The 14,491-nt window shown below is 72.0% G+C and carries 6 protein-coding genes; 3 read left to right on the top strand and 3 right to left on the bottom strand.

From position 1 onward, the window contains the following. Positions 1-6: 6 nt before the first annotated feature. The 3 genes from IE325_RS10270 to IE325_RS10260 form a co-directional block, all read right to left on the bottom strand. Positions 7-3,531: an ATP-dependent helicase gene (locus tag IE325_RS10270; RefSeq protein WP_190069479.1), complete on the bottom strand. Its 3,525-nt coding sequence runs from the start codon at positions 3,529-3,531 to the stop codon at positions 7-9. A gap of 113 nt (positions 3,532-3,644) precedes the next feature. After that, positions 3,645-7,217: an ATP-dependent helicase gene (locus tag IE325_RS10265; protein ID WP_444546207.1), complete on the bottom strand. Its 3,573-nt coding sequence runs from the start codon at positions 7,215-7,217 to the stop codon at positions 3,645-3,647. A gap of 467 nt (positions 7,218-7,684) precedes the next feature. Then, a complete protein-coding gene (locus IE325_RS10260; protein WP_308437647.1) occupies positions 7,685-8,092 on the bottom strand; it encodes an MGMT family protein in 408 nt (135 codons plus the stop codon). Between the two features lie 186 nt (positions 8,093-8,278). Between IE325_RS10260 and IE325_RS10255 the strand changes: the two genes are divergently transcribed. From IE325_RS10255 to IE325_RS10245, 3 genes are all read left to right on the top strand, one after another. Next, complete coding sequence (locus IE325_RS10255; RefSeq protein WP_190069476.1) at positions 8,279-11,110, top strand: lysylphosphatidylglycerol synthase transmembrane domain-containing protein; 2,832 nt, start codon at positions 8,279-8,281, stop codon at positions 11,108-11,110. Positions 11,111-11,213: 103 nt separating this feature from the next. After that, positions 11,214-12,761: an alpha/beta hydrolase gene (locus tag IE325_RS10250; RefSeq protein ID WP_190069475.1), complete on the top strand. Its 1,548-nt coding sequence runs from the start codon at positions 11,214-11,216 to the stop codon at positions 12,759-12,761. Between the two features lie 151 nt (positions 12,762-12,912). After that, entirely contained in the window at positions 12,913-14,460 is a 1,548-nt protein-coding gene (locus IE325_RS10245; RefSeq protein WP_190069474.1) for an alpha/beta hydrolase, read from the top strand. Positions 14,461-14,491: the final 31 nt, after the last annotated feature.

The raw sequence follows: 14,491 nt of genomic DNA, 5'->3' as shown, positions 1-14,491 counted from the left end.
ACGAGCCTATCGGCCCGCACCGACATCCTCGGTGGGCGGTTCCTCACAGTCCGCCTCGGAATACGACCCCTCGGTCAGCAGCCGTTCCAGTGCCGCCCGGCCCGGAAGGCGGTCCGGGCGCACGACCTCGCCGCTGCGGACGTACAGGAACGCGGCGTCGACGGATTCCAGGGGTACGCCCTGTTGCTCGGCCCAGGCGAGCCGGTACAGGGCGAGCTGGAGCGGGTCGGCGGTGCGGGTGCGGTTGGTCTTCCAGTCGACGATCTCGTACGTGACTTCCGCGCCGTCGCCTTCCTTGTAGACGGCGTCGATACGGCCCCTGACGACGCGGCCGGCGATCGCCAGCTGGAACGGGGCCTCGACCCGGTACGGCGTGCGGTGGGCGTAGTCGCTGCGTTCGAAGGCGTCCTTGAGGGCCTGGAGGTCGCGTTCGTCGGCGATCTCGGTCTCGCTGCCGGGGAGGTCGTCGGGTTCCAGCATGGGCAGCGTCAGCTCTTCGAAGCGGGCCTCCACCCAGGCGTGGAATCGGGTGCCTCGACGTGCGGCGGGTTGTGGGGGGCGTGGCATGGGGCGCGCGAGTTCCTGCGCGAATCGGTCCGGGTCGGCGGCCAGGCGCAGCAGCTGGGAGGCGGTCAGTGACGCGGGCAGGGGGACGTCGGTGACGCTCGCGCGGGCCCGCAGGAGTTCTCCGGTGAGGGCGTCGAGGTCGCGGTCCCAGGAGTCGATGGTGCGGGCCTCCTCCGGGGTGAGGGGGGCCGGGTCCGTGGGGTGGGGACGCGTGTGGGGTGCGGTCTGGTGCGGGATGGCCGGTGTCGGTCCTGGGCGGTCGGTGGTCCAGGAGTCCCAGTCGTCGGTGTCCTCGTCGGAGGGCGCGCTCGTGTGGGGGCCGTCCTGCTCGTCGGCGAAGGGGGCGTCTTGGTCGTACGGATCCTGCGTGAACGCCTCGTCGTCGTCCGGTGGCGGGGGCCATTCCGGGTCGTCGTACGTGTCCGGGTCGTGTGTCGCGGTGGGCCGGCCGTCGTCGTGGGAGTCGAGGTTGTCCAGGTGGGCCAGGACGGTCTCGGCGGCCGCGCGGCGGCGGGCCAGCGCGGCCGCGTCCAGGGGCAGGGGCCACACCTGGTCGGCGGTCTCGCGGTGCAGGGCGGGGTTCTCCGCGTCCTCGGCCGGTTCGTCCGCCCATGCCTCGATCTCGCCGTACCCGGCCGCGCAGTGCTCGTAGAGGTCCTTGAGGAAGTCGGAGGGGCCCCGGCGCTTCTTCTGGGTGGGGCCCCACCAGTGGCCTGAGCCGAGGAGCAGGGAGCGGGGGCGGGTGAAGGTGACGTAGCCGAGGCGGAGTTCCTCGGTGTGCTGGTGGTCCTTCATGTCCTCCTGGAAGGCCTTCAGGCCGCGGGAGTCCCAGGAGGCGACGTCGGGGAGGGTGTCGGCGTCGCCGCGCAGCTCGTGCGGGAGCACCTTGGCCTGGGCGGTCCACTTCTCGCGGCCCTGGGTGCTGGGGAAGGTGCCGGTGACCAGGCCGGGGACGGCGACGACGTCCCACTCCAGGCCTTTGGACTTGTGCGCGGTGAGCACCTTGACGGTGTTCTCGCCGCCGGGGAGGGCGTTGTCGAGGCCCTTCTCGTACTGGGCGGCGGTGCGCAGGAAGGCGAGGAAGGCCAGGAGGGTCGCCTCGTTGTCCCCGGCGGCGAAGGAGGCGGCGACGTCGAGGAAGTTGGACAGGGTCTCGCGGCGGCGGGCGGCCAGGGCGTGCGGGGAGGCCGACAGTTCGACTTCCAGGCCGGTGACGGCGAGGACGCGGTGCAGTACGTCCATCAGCGGGTCGGACAGGGAGCGGCGCAGGTCGCGCAGTTCGGTGGCGAGGCGGGCGAAGCGCACGCGCGCGTCCGGCGAGAAGGGCAGACCGTCGTCATCCCCTTCGCCGTCCAGCGGCGTCTCCAGGAACGTGTCGAGGGCGTCCGCCAGTGAGATGACCTCGGCGGGGTCGACCCCCTCGACGGCCTCGGCGAGGCGGCGGTCGGGGTCGTCGTCGCCGTCCACGCGCGCGTGGGACACCAGCAGGCGGGCGCGGCGTCCCAGGAGGGCGAGGTCGCGGGGGCCGATGCGCCAGCGCGGGCCGGTGAGGAGGCGGACCAGGGAGGCGTTGGCGCCGGGGTCCTGGAGGACCTCGCAGACGGCGACCAGGTCGGCGATCTCGGGCAGGTGCAGCAGCCCGGACAGGCCGACCACCTCGACGGGGACGTCGCGGGCGACGAGCGCGCCCTGGATCTCGGCGAAGTCGGTCGCGGTGCGGCACAGGACGGCGATCTCGCCGGGTGCCTTGCCGGTGTTCACGAGGTGGGCGACGGAGTCGGCGAGCCAGTCGATCTCGTCGGCGTGGGTGGGCAGGAGGGCGCAGCGGACGGTGCCGTCGCGTTCGGCTCCGGGGGCCGGGCGCAGGGCCTCCACGCCCGCGTGCATGGCGCGCAGGGGCTCCGCGAGGCCGTTGGCGAGGTCGAGGAGGCGGCCGCCGCTGCGGCGGTTCTCGCTGAGGGCCTGGCGGGTGGCGGGGCGGCCGTCGGTGTGGGCGAAGTGCTCGGGGAAGTCGTCGAGGTTGGCGACGGAGGCGCCGCGCCAGCCGTAGATGGCCTGGCAGGGGTCGCCGACGGCCGTCACGGGGTGGCCGGTGCCGTCGCCGAACAGGCCTGCCAGCAGGACACGTTGGGCGACGGAGGTGTCCTGGTACTCGTCCAGGAGGACCACGCGGAATTCGTCGCGCAGGATGCGGCCGACTTCGGGGATCCCCGCGAGCTGTGCCGACAGGGCGATCTGGTCGCCGAAGTCGAGCAGGTCCCGTTCGCGTTTGGCGGCGCGGTAGCGGATCACGAGTTCGGCGAGTTCACGGCGGGCCGCCGCCGCCTCGGGGACCTTGCGCAGATCGGCGTTGGTGAGCTTGGCGCTCTGAAGGGTGAGCAGCAGTTCGGCGTCGTGCGCGCGCAGGGACTCGGGCCTCACGAGGTGTTCGGCGAGTTCGGCGTCGAGGTTGAGGAGGTCGCTGACGAGGTCGGCGAAGGAGCGGGTGAGGGCCGGGTAGGGGCCGGGGGCTTCGCGCAGTACGCGCGCGGCGAGTTGGTAGCGGGTGGCGTCGGCGAGGAGGCGGGAGGTCGGTTCGAGGCCGATGCGCAGGCCGTGGTCGGTCAGCAGCCGGCCCGCGAAGGCGTGGTAAGTGGAGATCACCGGTTCGCCGGGCGGATTGTCCGGGTCGATGACGTCGGGATCGGTGACGCCGGCCTTGACGAGTGCCTTGCGGACGCGTTCGGCGAGTTCACCGGCGGCCTTGTTGGTGAAGGTCAGGCCGAGGACCTGTTCCGGGGCGACCTGGCCGGTGCCGACCAGCCACACCACGCGGGCCGCCATCACCGTCGTCTTGCCCGACCCGGCTCCGGCCACGATCACCTGCGGGGCGGGCGGCGCGGTGATGCAGGCCGTCTGCTCCGGGGTGAACGGGATGCCGAGGAGCTCCTTGAGCTGCTCGGGATCGGTGATAGGGGTGGACACATCGGAGAGGCTAGCGGCGGGCACTGACACTCGATGCCGGGCAGCCCCTCGGGCCGGGATAAGCGCAGGTCAACACATGTGGTGCGATCCATCACGCCGGTCCCGCCAAGGACTTACTCGACCACATGCCGCCCTTCGGGCCGTGCGCTGCACGACGCCCGGAACGCGCAGTGTGTGCAGTGTTGTCCGGTGCTGGGTGCGAACCGTTCGTCGAGGACCTTGCCTGCCGCCGTGGCCAGCAGCTCGCCGACCCACTCCCCCTCCGGCCCCTCCAGGGGCTCCTGCCCCTGCACCTTGGGCAGCGTCTCGCCGCCGTCCCGCTTGGCGGCGCCCTGGCGCAGTTGAACTAGTTCGGCACCGCCGGGCTCGGGGGGCACGCCGTCGAAGGCGTCGTCGACGGCGCCCTCGCGGACGGCGAGCTGGTAGACGGCGAGCTGCGGGTGGCGGGCCACCTCGGCCGCGCTGGGTGTCTGCTTGCCCGTCTTGAAGTCGACGACGTAGGCGCGTCCTTCGCCGTCGGTCTCGACGCGGTCCATCTGGCCGCGGATGCGCACCTCGAAGTCGCCGGCCCCCAGAGTCACGTCGAAGTCGTGCTCGCTGGCCACCGGGGTGCGTCCCGCGCGGTCCATGACGTGCCACTTCAGGAAGCGTTCGAGCGCCACGCGCGCGTTGTCCTTCTCCTGCGCCGACTTCCAGGGCGCGTCGAAGGCGAGCGCGTTCCACACGGAGTCGAGGCGTTCCATGAGGACCGCGAGATCGGCCGGGGTGTGCCCGGAAGCGACCTCGTCTGCGAGGACGTGCACCACGTTGCCGAAGCCCTGTGCGGCGGTGGCGGGCGCGTCGGCCTTCACCTCGCGGCCCAGGAACCACTGCAGGGCGCAGGTGTTGGCGAGCTGGTCCAGGGCGCTTCCGGAGAGCACGACGGGCTGGTCGCGGCTGCGCAGCGGTACCTTCGACTCGGTCGGCTCGAACATGCCCCACCAGCGGTAGGGATGCGCGGCGGGGACCAGCGGACGGCCGTCCTCGTCGGCGAGTGCGGCGAGCCGGGCCAGTCGGCGGGCGGCGGCCTCCCGGAGAGTGTCCGACACGCGCGGGTCGACCGTGGTCGCCCTCAGTTCGGCGACGAGCGCGGCGACGGACAGCGGGCGGCGCGGGCGGCCCGTCACATCCCTCGGTTCCACACCGAGTTCCGTCAGGAAGCGGGAAGGCTGGTCTCCGTCGTCGGCCGGGGCCTTCACCGCCGTGACGACGAGACGGTCACGCGCGCGCGTGGCGGCGACGTAGAACAGGCGGCGCTCCTCCGCCAGGAGCGCCCCCGGGGTGAGCGGTTCGGCGAGCCCGTCGCGGCCGATGCGGTCGGCCTCCAGGAGGGAGCCGCGGCGGCGCAGGTCCGGCCACAGTCCCTCCTGGACGCCCGCGACGACGACCAGGCGCCATTCGAGGCCCTTGGAGCGGTGCGCGGTCATCAGGCGTACGGCGTCGGGGCGTACGGCACGCCGCGTGAGGGTGTCGGCGGCGATGTCCTCGGCGTCGATCTCCTCCAGGAAGTTCAGGGTGCCCCGGCCGCCGGTGCGCTCCTCCGCGCGGGCGGCCGTCGCGAACAGCGCGCATACGGCGTCCAGGTCCCGGTCGGCGTTGCGCCCGGCCGCGCCGCCGCGGCGGGCGGTGCGCTCCAGACGCGTCGGCCAGGGAGTGCCGTCCCACAGGTCCCACAGCGCCTCCTCGGCCGTACCGCCGCCCGCCAGGCGCTCACGGGCCTTGCGCAGCAGTGCGCCGAGCCGCTGGGCGCCACGCGCGTACGTGGGGTCGTGCACCGCCAGCCGCTCAGGCTCGGCCAGCGCCCGCGCGAGCAGCTCGTCCGAGGGCGGCGGCAGCGCGTTGCCCGCGGCCCGCTCCTCCTCACGCAGGGCTCGTCCCAGGCGGCGCAGATCGGCGGCGTCCATGCCGGCGAGGGGGGAGGCGAGCAGGGTGAGGGCGGTCTCGGTGTCGAGCCAGGAGGCACCGGGGTCGGGCCGGTCGACCGGGGCGTCGTCTTCTGGCTGGGGCCGCTCCTCGGGGCCACGGTCGTCCGGTTCGGGTCGGTGGGCGGAGGCGTCGCCCTTTTGGTCCGGCCGGTCGGACGAGGCGTCACCGTCAGGTTCCGGCCGGTCCTCAGAGCCGTCGTCCCCGGCTTCCGGCTGGTCCGCAGAGCCGTTGTCCCCGACTTCCGGGGATACGGCCGGTGCTCCGCTCTCGGCATCCGGAGAGTCGGCTCGCGCGCCCCTCCCGCCATCCGACGGGTCCGCCAAGGCCCTGCTCTCGGCATTTGTTGAGTCGGCCAGGACTCCGCTCGCGACACCCGCGGAGCCGGCCGGGACCCCGCCCCCAGCTCCCGCCCCGTCGTCCAAAGCGTCGCCCTCGACGTCCGCCACTCCCCCGGTACCCACCTCGCTCCCACCCCGCGCAGACTGCGCCTCGGCCATGGCCACCGCCCGCAGCGCCGTCAGCAATGGCGCCACCGCCGGCTCGTGTCGCAAGGGCAGGTCGTCGCCGTCGATGTCCAGTGGCACCCCGGCGGCCGTCAGAGCCCGCCGTACCGTCGGGATCGTGCGTGACCCCGCGCGCACCAGGACGGCCATGTCGCTCCAGGCGACGCCGTCCTCCAGGTGGGCGCGGCGGAGGATGTCGGCGATGTTGTCCAGTTCGGTGCCGGGTGTCGGGTAGGTGAAGACCTCGACGTGCCCGCCCTCGCGGGCCGGGGCGAGGTCGCGGTGGGCGCGGACCTTTTCCGCGGGGAGCCGGGTGAGGGGCATGCGCTGGGTCAGCAGCCGGGTCGCGGCCAGCAGGCCGGCGCCGGAGCGTCGGGAGGTGCGCAGGACCTCGACGGGCGCGGGCCGGCCGTCCACGCGCGGGAAGGCGTGCGGGAACTCCAGGATGCCGTTCACGTCGGCGCCGCGGAACGTGTAGATCGACTGGTCGGGGTCGCCGAACGCGACCAGGGTGCGGCCGCCGGCGAGGGCGTGCAGGAGGCGTACCTGCGCCGGGTCGGTGTCCTGGTACTCGTCGACGTAGACGGCGTCGTACCGCGCGGCGAGCCGTTCGGCGGCCTCGGGGCGGCGGGCGAGGAGGACCGCGCGGTGGACCAGTTCGGCGTAGTCGAGCACTCCTTGCAGGTCGAGCACGTCGAGGTACTCGGCGAGGAAGGAGGCCGCCGCACGCCAGTCGGGGCGGCCGATGCGGCGGGCGAAGGCGTCCAGGGCGTCGGGGCCGAGGCCCAGCTCGCGGCTGCGGGCGAGGACCGCGCGGACCTCGTCGGCGAAGCCCCGGGTGGTGAGGCAGGCGCGCAGTTCGTCCGGCCAGCGCACATGGGCGAGGCCGAGCCGCTCCAGGTCCGGCTGGCCCGCGAGCAACTCCCGGACGGTCACGTCCTGCTCGGGGCCGGACAGCAGCCGTAGCGGCTCCACGAACAGGTCGCTGTCCTGGTGGGCGCGGACCAGGGCGTAGCAGAACGAGTGGAATGTGGTCGCCTGGGGCGCGCGTGCCGCCCCTATGCGCAGGGCCATGCGGTCGCGCAGCTCCACCGCGGCCTTGCGGCTGAACGTCAGCACCAGGATGCGCTCGGGGTCCCCGCCGCGGTCGATGCGCGCCGCCACCGACTCGACCAGCGTGGTCGTCTTGCCGGTGCCCGGACCTGCGAGGACGAGCATCGGACCGGCGCCGTGGTCAACCACAGCGCGTTGTGCGGCGTCCAGACGAGGGGGAGCCACTCGCACCGCAGGGGTACGCACCAGCCGGTAAGCGCCACGGGTCCCCTGTCGACCCTGAGGGTGCGACAGGCGCCTGGTGGAGGAAGAGGAGCTCACGTGGTTCGCCGGTCCTGGTGGGTGTGCGAAGTGTCATGGCCGGCGCGGAGCGCCGTCGTCGAGGAGTGGTGGTCGGGTGACGGGTGGGCCGCCCCTCGCGTGTGGTGGGCGGTGGCCGCGGGGTGAGGGGGGCACGTGCAGCCGACGCTACGCCGAGGCACGGTGCGGAAGCAGGGCTTCCGATTCATCCCTCGGGGCACTCGTGGCTCGTGCGTCCCTCGACTCACGAACGTACGTCATGCCACGGACGTGCCCTGTTTCCCCCGTACGGATCACAGGTCACACGGCGGGCCGTCCGATGGCGGAAGCTGTCAGGTGTGACCCTGTGCGCGTTCGCCGCCGTCCCACCTCGCGCGCTTCATGTCGAGCCGCGGGAGGTGGCCCTCGGCGGCTCTGCTCGCCTCCTTCAGGGGCGTGCCCTCCGCGCGGTAGTGATCCAGTGCTCTCAGCTCGTGGCCGGGCAGCAGGGCCCCGTCCGCGCGGACCACCCGCCACCAGGGAACCGCTCCCCCGTAGAGGGCCATCACACGGCCCACCTGCCGCGGGCCGCCCTCCTCCAGCCACTCGGCGACGTCCCCGTACGTCATGACGCGCCCCGGCGGGATCAGCTCGGCGACCTCGAGGACCCTCTCGGCGTACTCCGGCAGCGCCTGCGCATACTCCGCACGGGTGTCGTCGTGGGCCTGACGGGCGCCGTACGGAAGGCTCTCCTCACTCATCCGCCCCATCCTGCCCCACCCCACCGACAATGTGACGTGCCCGCCACTGTGCGTATCCCTCGCCCTGAGGCGGCGCTTCGGGCAGACTGTGCGCCCCCGCATTTGCACCCTGATGCCCCCGTGTGTCGGTGGGGCATGCCACCATCGTGCGGGCGGTGACTGGTGATACGAGATCAAGAAGAGACGATGAAGCAGCAGGGTGCGCACCCGGATGACACGGAGAGCACCTCTGACGCTTCGTCGCGCCCCGGCACCGTGAACGCCGACAAGAAGGACACCGGCGAGAAGGACACCCGCGAGAGCGACGAAGGCGGGAAGGACGAGCCCAGGAAGGACGAGGCCAGGAAGGCCGCCGACCCCAACGACACGGGCCGCAAGGCCGTCGAGGGGAAGGCCGCGTACGACCTGGAGCTCGAGGACGCGCACGTCGACGAGGTCGAGGGCGACGAACCACTGCTCCCCGCGCGCGTGCACCGTCCCTCCGACCTGATGCGGCTCCTGGTGGGCGTGCTCGGCATCGCGCTGCTGCTCGCGATCGCCGCGTTCGCGCACGGCACCACCTCGGGCCTGGAACAGGACATCAACAAGGGCACCGGACAGGCGCCCGACGTGTTCAGCAAGATGGCCGGGCTGGTGTCCAGCATCGCGATCCTGCTGGTGCCGGTCGCCTTCGCGATCGAACGGCTGATCAAGCGGGACGGGCTGCGCATCGCCGACGGCGTACTCGCGGCGGTCCTCGCGCACGGTGTGACACTCGCCACCGACCTGTGGGTCGCGCGGGCCGCACCGGAGTCCATCCGGGACGCGCTCACCCAGCCCTCCCCCGGAGACGTCGGCTCCCTCACCGACCCGGTGCACGGCTATCTCGCGCCGGTCATCGCCTACATGACGGCCGTCGGCATGTCCCGCAGACCCCGCTGGCGTGCGGTCCTGTGGGCGGTCCTGGTCCTGTACGCCTTCTCCATGCTGGTCACCGGCTACACCACGCCGTTCTCGATCATCCTGACGCTGCTGATCGGCTGGACCGTCGCCTACGGCACGCTGTACGCGGTCGGCTCGCCCAACGTCCGTCCCACCGGCCGGACGCTGATGGCGGGCCTCAGGCACGTCGGCTTCCGCCCGGTGAGCGCGGCCCGCGAGGAGCTCTCCGAGACCCAGGAGACCACCGACCGCGGCCGGCGCTATTTCGTCACCCTGGAGGACGGCCCACCGCTCGACGTGACCGTGGTCGACCGTGAGCAGCAGGCACAGGGGTTCTTCTATCGCGCGTGGCGCAATCTCACCCTGCGCGGCTTCGCCACCCGCAGCAGCCTGCAGTCGCTGCGCCAGGCCCTGGAGCAGGAGGCGCTGCTCGCGTACGCGGCCATCGCGGCCGGTGCCAACGCGCCCAAGCTGATCGCCACCTCCGAGCTCGGCCCGGACGCCGTGATGCTGGTCTACGAGCACACCGGCGGGCACACCCTGGACTCGCTGTCGGACGAGGAGATCACCGACGACCTGCTGCGCGGCACCTGGCGCCAGGTCAAGGCGTTGCAGTCGCGGCGCATCGCGCATCGCAGGCTCGTGGGTGACGCGATTCTGGTGGATCGTTCCGGCAAGGTGATCATCACAGATCTGCGGATCGGTGAGATCGCCGCCAACACGCTGCTGCTGCGAATGGACATCTCCCAGTTGCTGGTGACGCTCGGCCTGCGCGTCGGCGCCGAGCGCGCGGTGGCCACCGCGGTGAGCGTGCTCGGCCCCGACGCCGTGGCCGACTGTCTGCCGATGCTCCAGCCCATCGCGCTGAGCCGCTCCACGCGCGCGACGCTGCGCAGACTGGCCCGAGAGCGGGCCCAGCGCGAGCGGGACGCGGTGCTGGAGGCGTCCAAGCACGCGAAGCACGCCCGCAGCGAGGAAGCCCCCAGCGAGACCGCCCCGGCGCTCGACAAGCCGGACAAGAAGACCGTACGGGCGCAGGCGCGGGCCGAGAAGCGGGCCATCGACGAGGCCCTTGACGAGGCACGCGAGGAGGATCTGCTCACCCAGATCCGCCACGAGGTGCTGCGGATCAGGCCGCAGGCCCCGGTCGAGCCGGCCCGTCTGGAGCGGGTGCGGCCGCGCACGCTGATCAGTTTCATCGCCGGTGCCATCGGCGCGTACTTCCTGCTGACGCAGCTCACGCACATCGAGTTCGGCCCACTCGTGGCGAACGCCCAGTGGGGCTGGGTGGCCGCGGCCGTGCTGTTCTCGGCGTGCAGCTACTTCGCGGCGGCGATGGCGCTGCTGGGGTTCGTGCCCGAGCGGGTGCCGTTCCGGCGGACCGTGGCCGCGCAGGTCGCCGGGTCGTTCGTGAAGATCGTCGCGCCGGCCGCGGTCGGCGGTGTCGCCCTGAACACGCGCTTCCTGCAGCGCGCGGGAGTGCGCCCGGGGCTCGCGGTGGCGAGCGTCGGCGCGTCGCAGCTGTTCGGGCTCGGCTGCCACATCCTGATGCTGCTGTCCTTCGGCTATCTGACGGGCACCGAGAAGACACCGTCGCTGTCGCCGTCCCGGACCGTGATCGCGGGTCTGCTGACGGTGGCGGTGCTGGTGCTGGTGGTGACGTCGGTGCCGTTCCTGCGGAAATTCGTCGTCACGCGCGTGAGGTCGCTGTTCGCGGGTGTCGTGCCGCGCATGCTCGACGTGCTCCAGCGGCCGCAGAAGCTGATCACCGGCATCGGCGGCATGCTGCTGCTGACCGCCTGCTTCGTGATGTGCCTGGACGCGTCCATCAGGGCGTTCGGCAGCGAGGGCACCTCGCTCAGCATCGCCAGTGTGGCCGTCGTCTTCCTCGCGGGCAACGCGCTCGGCTCCGCCGCCCCGACCCCGGGCGGTGTGGGCGCCGTGGAGGCGACCCTGACCGTCGGTCTGATCGCGGTGGGCCTGCAGAGCGAGGTCGCCGCGCCCGCGGTGCTCCTGTTCCGTCTGCTCACGCTGTGGCTGCCGGTGCTGCCGGGCTGGCTGGCCTTCAACCACCTGACCCGCAAGGGCTCGCTGTAGCGCGAGGCGCCGTACGTTTGCAGGGGACACGGAAGGTGCGGCGTCGTCGCTCGTACGGACCGTGCCCCGAGCGCCCCACCCCGTACGACCGCAGGATGGGAGCATGCCGAAGCCTGCCCGGATGCGCGCCGCTGCCCTGACCGCCACCGCCGTGCTGCTGTCCTGTCTGCTGGCGGGTTGCAGCGACGACGACTCCGGCGACGAGGACCTGACGGCCCAGGAGCTGAACTGGAAGGACTGCCCGGCGCCTTCCCAGGCGCAGGGCGGCGGGGGCAGCCCTTCGCCGCTCCCGGACGACGGCACCTGGAGTTGCGCCACCATGAAGGCGCCCCGGGACTGGGACGAGCCCGAGGGCGACACGATCGGCATCGACCTGATCCGGGTGAGGAGCACCGGCGACGAGGACCGGCGCATCGGCTCGCTGATCTTCAACTTCGGCGGCCCCGGCGCCTCGGGCGTCACCACGCTGCCCTCCTTCGGCGACCGCTACGAGAAGCTGCGCACCCGCTACGACCTGGTGAGCTTCGACCCGCGCGGGGTGGGTCGCAGCCGGCCTGTGCTGTGCGAGGACGACCAGCAGCTCGACGCCTACTTCCAGCAGGACACGACGCCCGACGACGCCGCCGAACGAACGGAACTGCTGGACAGCACCAAGGACTTCAACGACGCGTGCGAGGAGAACTCCGACGGGATGCTGCCGCATGTGCGCACCACCGACGCGGCACGCGACATGGACCTGATGCGGCAGGTCCTCGGCGACGACAAGCTGCACTACTTCGGCATCTCCTACGGCACCGAACTCGGCGGTGTCTACGCCCACTTGTTCCCGAAGAACGTGGGCCGCGCGGTCTTCGACGCCGTGGTCGATCCGACACTGGACTCCGAGCAGAGCTCGCTCGCCCAGGTCAAGGGCTTTCAGCTGGCACTCGACAACTTCGCCGAGGACTGTGTCTCCAGGACCGGGGACTGCCCGATCGGCGACACCGCGCAGGACGTCAAGGACCGTATGGCGAAGCTGCTGAAGGACCTCGACAGCAAGCCGATCGAGGGCATCTTCCCGCGTGAACTGACGCAGAGCGCCGCGACCAACGGCATCGCGCAGGCGATGTACTCGCAGGAGTTGTGGCAGGCACTCACCCAGGGGCTGGAGCAGGCGTACGACGGCAACGGCAGGGTCCTGATGCTGTTGTCGGACTCGCTGAACGGGCGCAGTGAGAACGGCGAGTACAGCAACATCGCCGCCGCCAACATCTCGATCAATTGCGCCGACGACAAGCCGCGGTACACGCCCGGGTACGTGGAGCGGAAGGTGCCGGAATTCCGGGCCGCCTCGCCCCTGTTCGGCGATGCCTTCGCCTGGTCCCTGCTCAGCTGCACCGACTGGCCGGTGGCGGGCGCCGCCGAGCATCCCGACGTCAGCGCACCCGGCTCGGCGCCGATCCTCGTCGTGGGCAACACGGGCGACCCGGCCACGCCGTACGAGGGCGCGCGGAGGATGGTGCAGGCGCTGGGCGACGGGGTGGGTGTCGAGCTGACGTACAAGGGTCAGGGGCACGGCGCGTACACCAGCCAGAACAAGTGCGTGCAGGACGCGGTGAACGGATATCTGCTGGACGGGAAGGTGCCGGCGGCAGGCACCGTGTGCGGCTGAGGGAATGCCGGGCCCGATACCGGGTCCACGCGCAGAAAACCGCAGGTCAGAGAGTTATCCACAGGCTCCGACGGGCGGATCGTGATCCGCCTACTATGGCCTGACTGCCATCCGCGGCACAGCGCGGACGGCTTGCGAGGGGGGAAGCGACATGACGCGTTTCGTACGGTGGACGGCCGTGGCGGCCGCCGCCGCGCTGTTGGCGACGGGGTGCAGCGGAGGCTCGTCCGACGAGGCGGAGACAGGTGACAGGACGAGCGGGCCGAGTTCCACGGCGGGCTCCGATGGTCCGGCGGCCCCGCTGCCGTCCTCGCTGACCTCGCAGAAGCTCGACTGGGGCGGCTGCAAGGCCACCGCCGACTCCCCCGCGCCCGGCGACGAGTGGCAGTGCGCGACACTCAAGGCACCGCTGGACTGGGCGGAACCCGACGGCAGGACGATCGACCTCGCGCTGATCCGCGCCAAGGCCAAGGGCGACGACCGCATCGGTTCGCTCTTCTTCAACTTCGGCGGGCCCGGCGGCTCGGGGCTGTCCACGATGCCGTGGTACGCCACCAACGCCTCCGAACTGGGCGAGCGGTACGACCTGGTGAGCTGGGACCCGCGCGGCGTGGGCGCCAGTGAGGGTGTGCGCTGCCGCGGCGACGAGGAGATCCAGGCCGCCGAGTCCGTGGACATCACACCGGACACCCCGGCCGAGGAAACGGCGTACTTCCGGGATGCCGCCGACTTCGGCAAGGGCTGCGAGAAGTCCGAGGGCACACTGATGGCGCATGTGTCGACGACCGACACCGCCCGCGACATGGACCTGATGCGCCAGGTCCTCGGCGACCCGAAGATGCACTACTTCGGCATCTCCTACGGCACCGAACTCGGCGGTGTCTACGCCCACTTGTTCCCGAAGAACGTGGGACGACTCATCCTGGACGCGGTCGTCGACCCCGGCGCCGACGCGGTGGGCCACGCCGAGAACCAGGCCAGGGGCTTTCAGCGGGCGCTGAACAACTACCTGAAGTCGACCGGCCAGGGCGCCGAAGAGGGCACGCGGAAGATCGTGGACCTGCTCCGGCGGATCGACGCGAAGCCGCTGCCCGCAGCGTCCGACCGCGAGCTCACGGAGTCGCTCGCGCTCACCGGCATCATCAGGCCGTTGTACAGCGAGGCGAGCTGGCCGACGCTGACCAGCGCCCTGAAGGCGGCCGAGCAGGGCGACGGTTCGGAACTGCTGGCGCTCGCCGACGACTACAACGACCGCGACGCGTCGGGCCGCTACGGCACGGGGACCCACTCCCACCGGGTCATATCGTGCCTGGACGACAAGCAGCGCCCGACGGTCGGGGAGACCAGGAAGCTGCTGCCGAGGTTCGAGAAGGTCTCACCCGTGTTCGGTCCGATGCTCGGCTGGGACACAGCCGGCTGGTGCCACGACTGGCCGGTGCCTGGGCAGTACGACTCCCCGGAGGTCAGTGCGGCGGGTGCGGCACCGATCCTGCTGGTCGGCAACACCGGCGACCCGGCGACGCCCTACGAGGGCACCCGGAGGATGGCGGACGAACTGGGCAAGGGCGTAGGCGTGATGCTCACCTGGAAGGGCGAGGGGCACGGTGCGTACGGGAGCGGGAGCGACTGCGTCGACTCCGCCGTGAACGCGTATCTGCTGCGGGGCACGGTCCCGAAGGACGGCCAGGTCTGCTCATGACGACGGCGGGGGCTTCGGGCACCCGTGGTGC

This window comes from Streptomyces lanatus (genome assembly GCF_014655715.1).
Taxonomy (GTDB): Bacteria; Actinomycetota; Actinomycetes; order Streptomycetales; family Streptomycetaceae; genus Streptomyces; species Streptomyces lanatus.
This window is presented reverse-complemented; position numbering and strand designations above follow the sequence as displayed.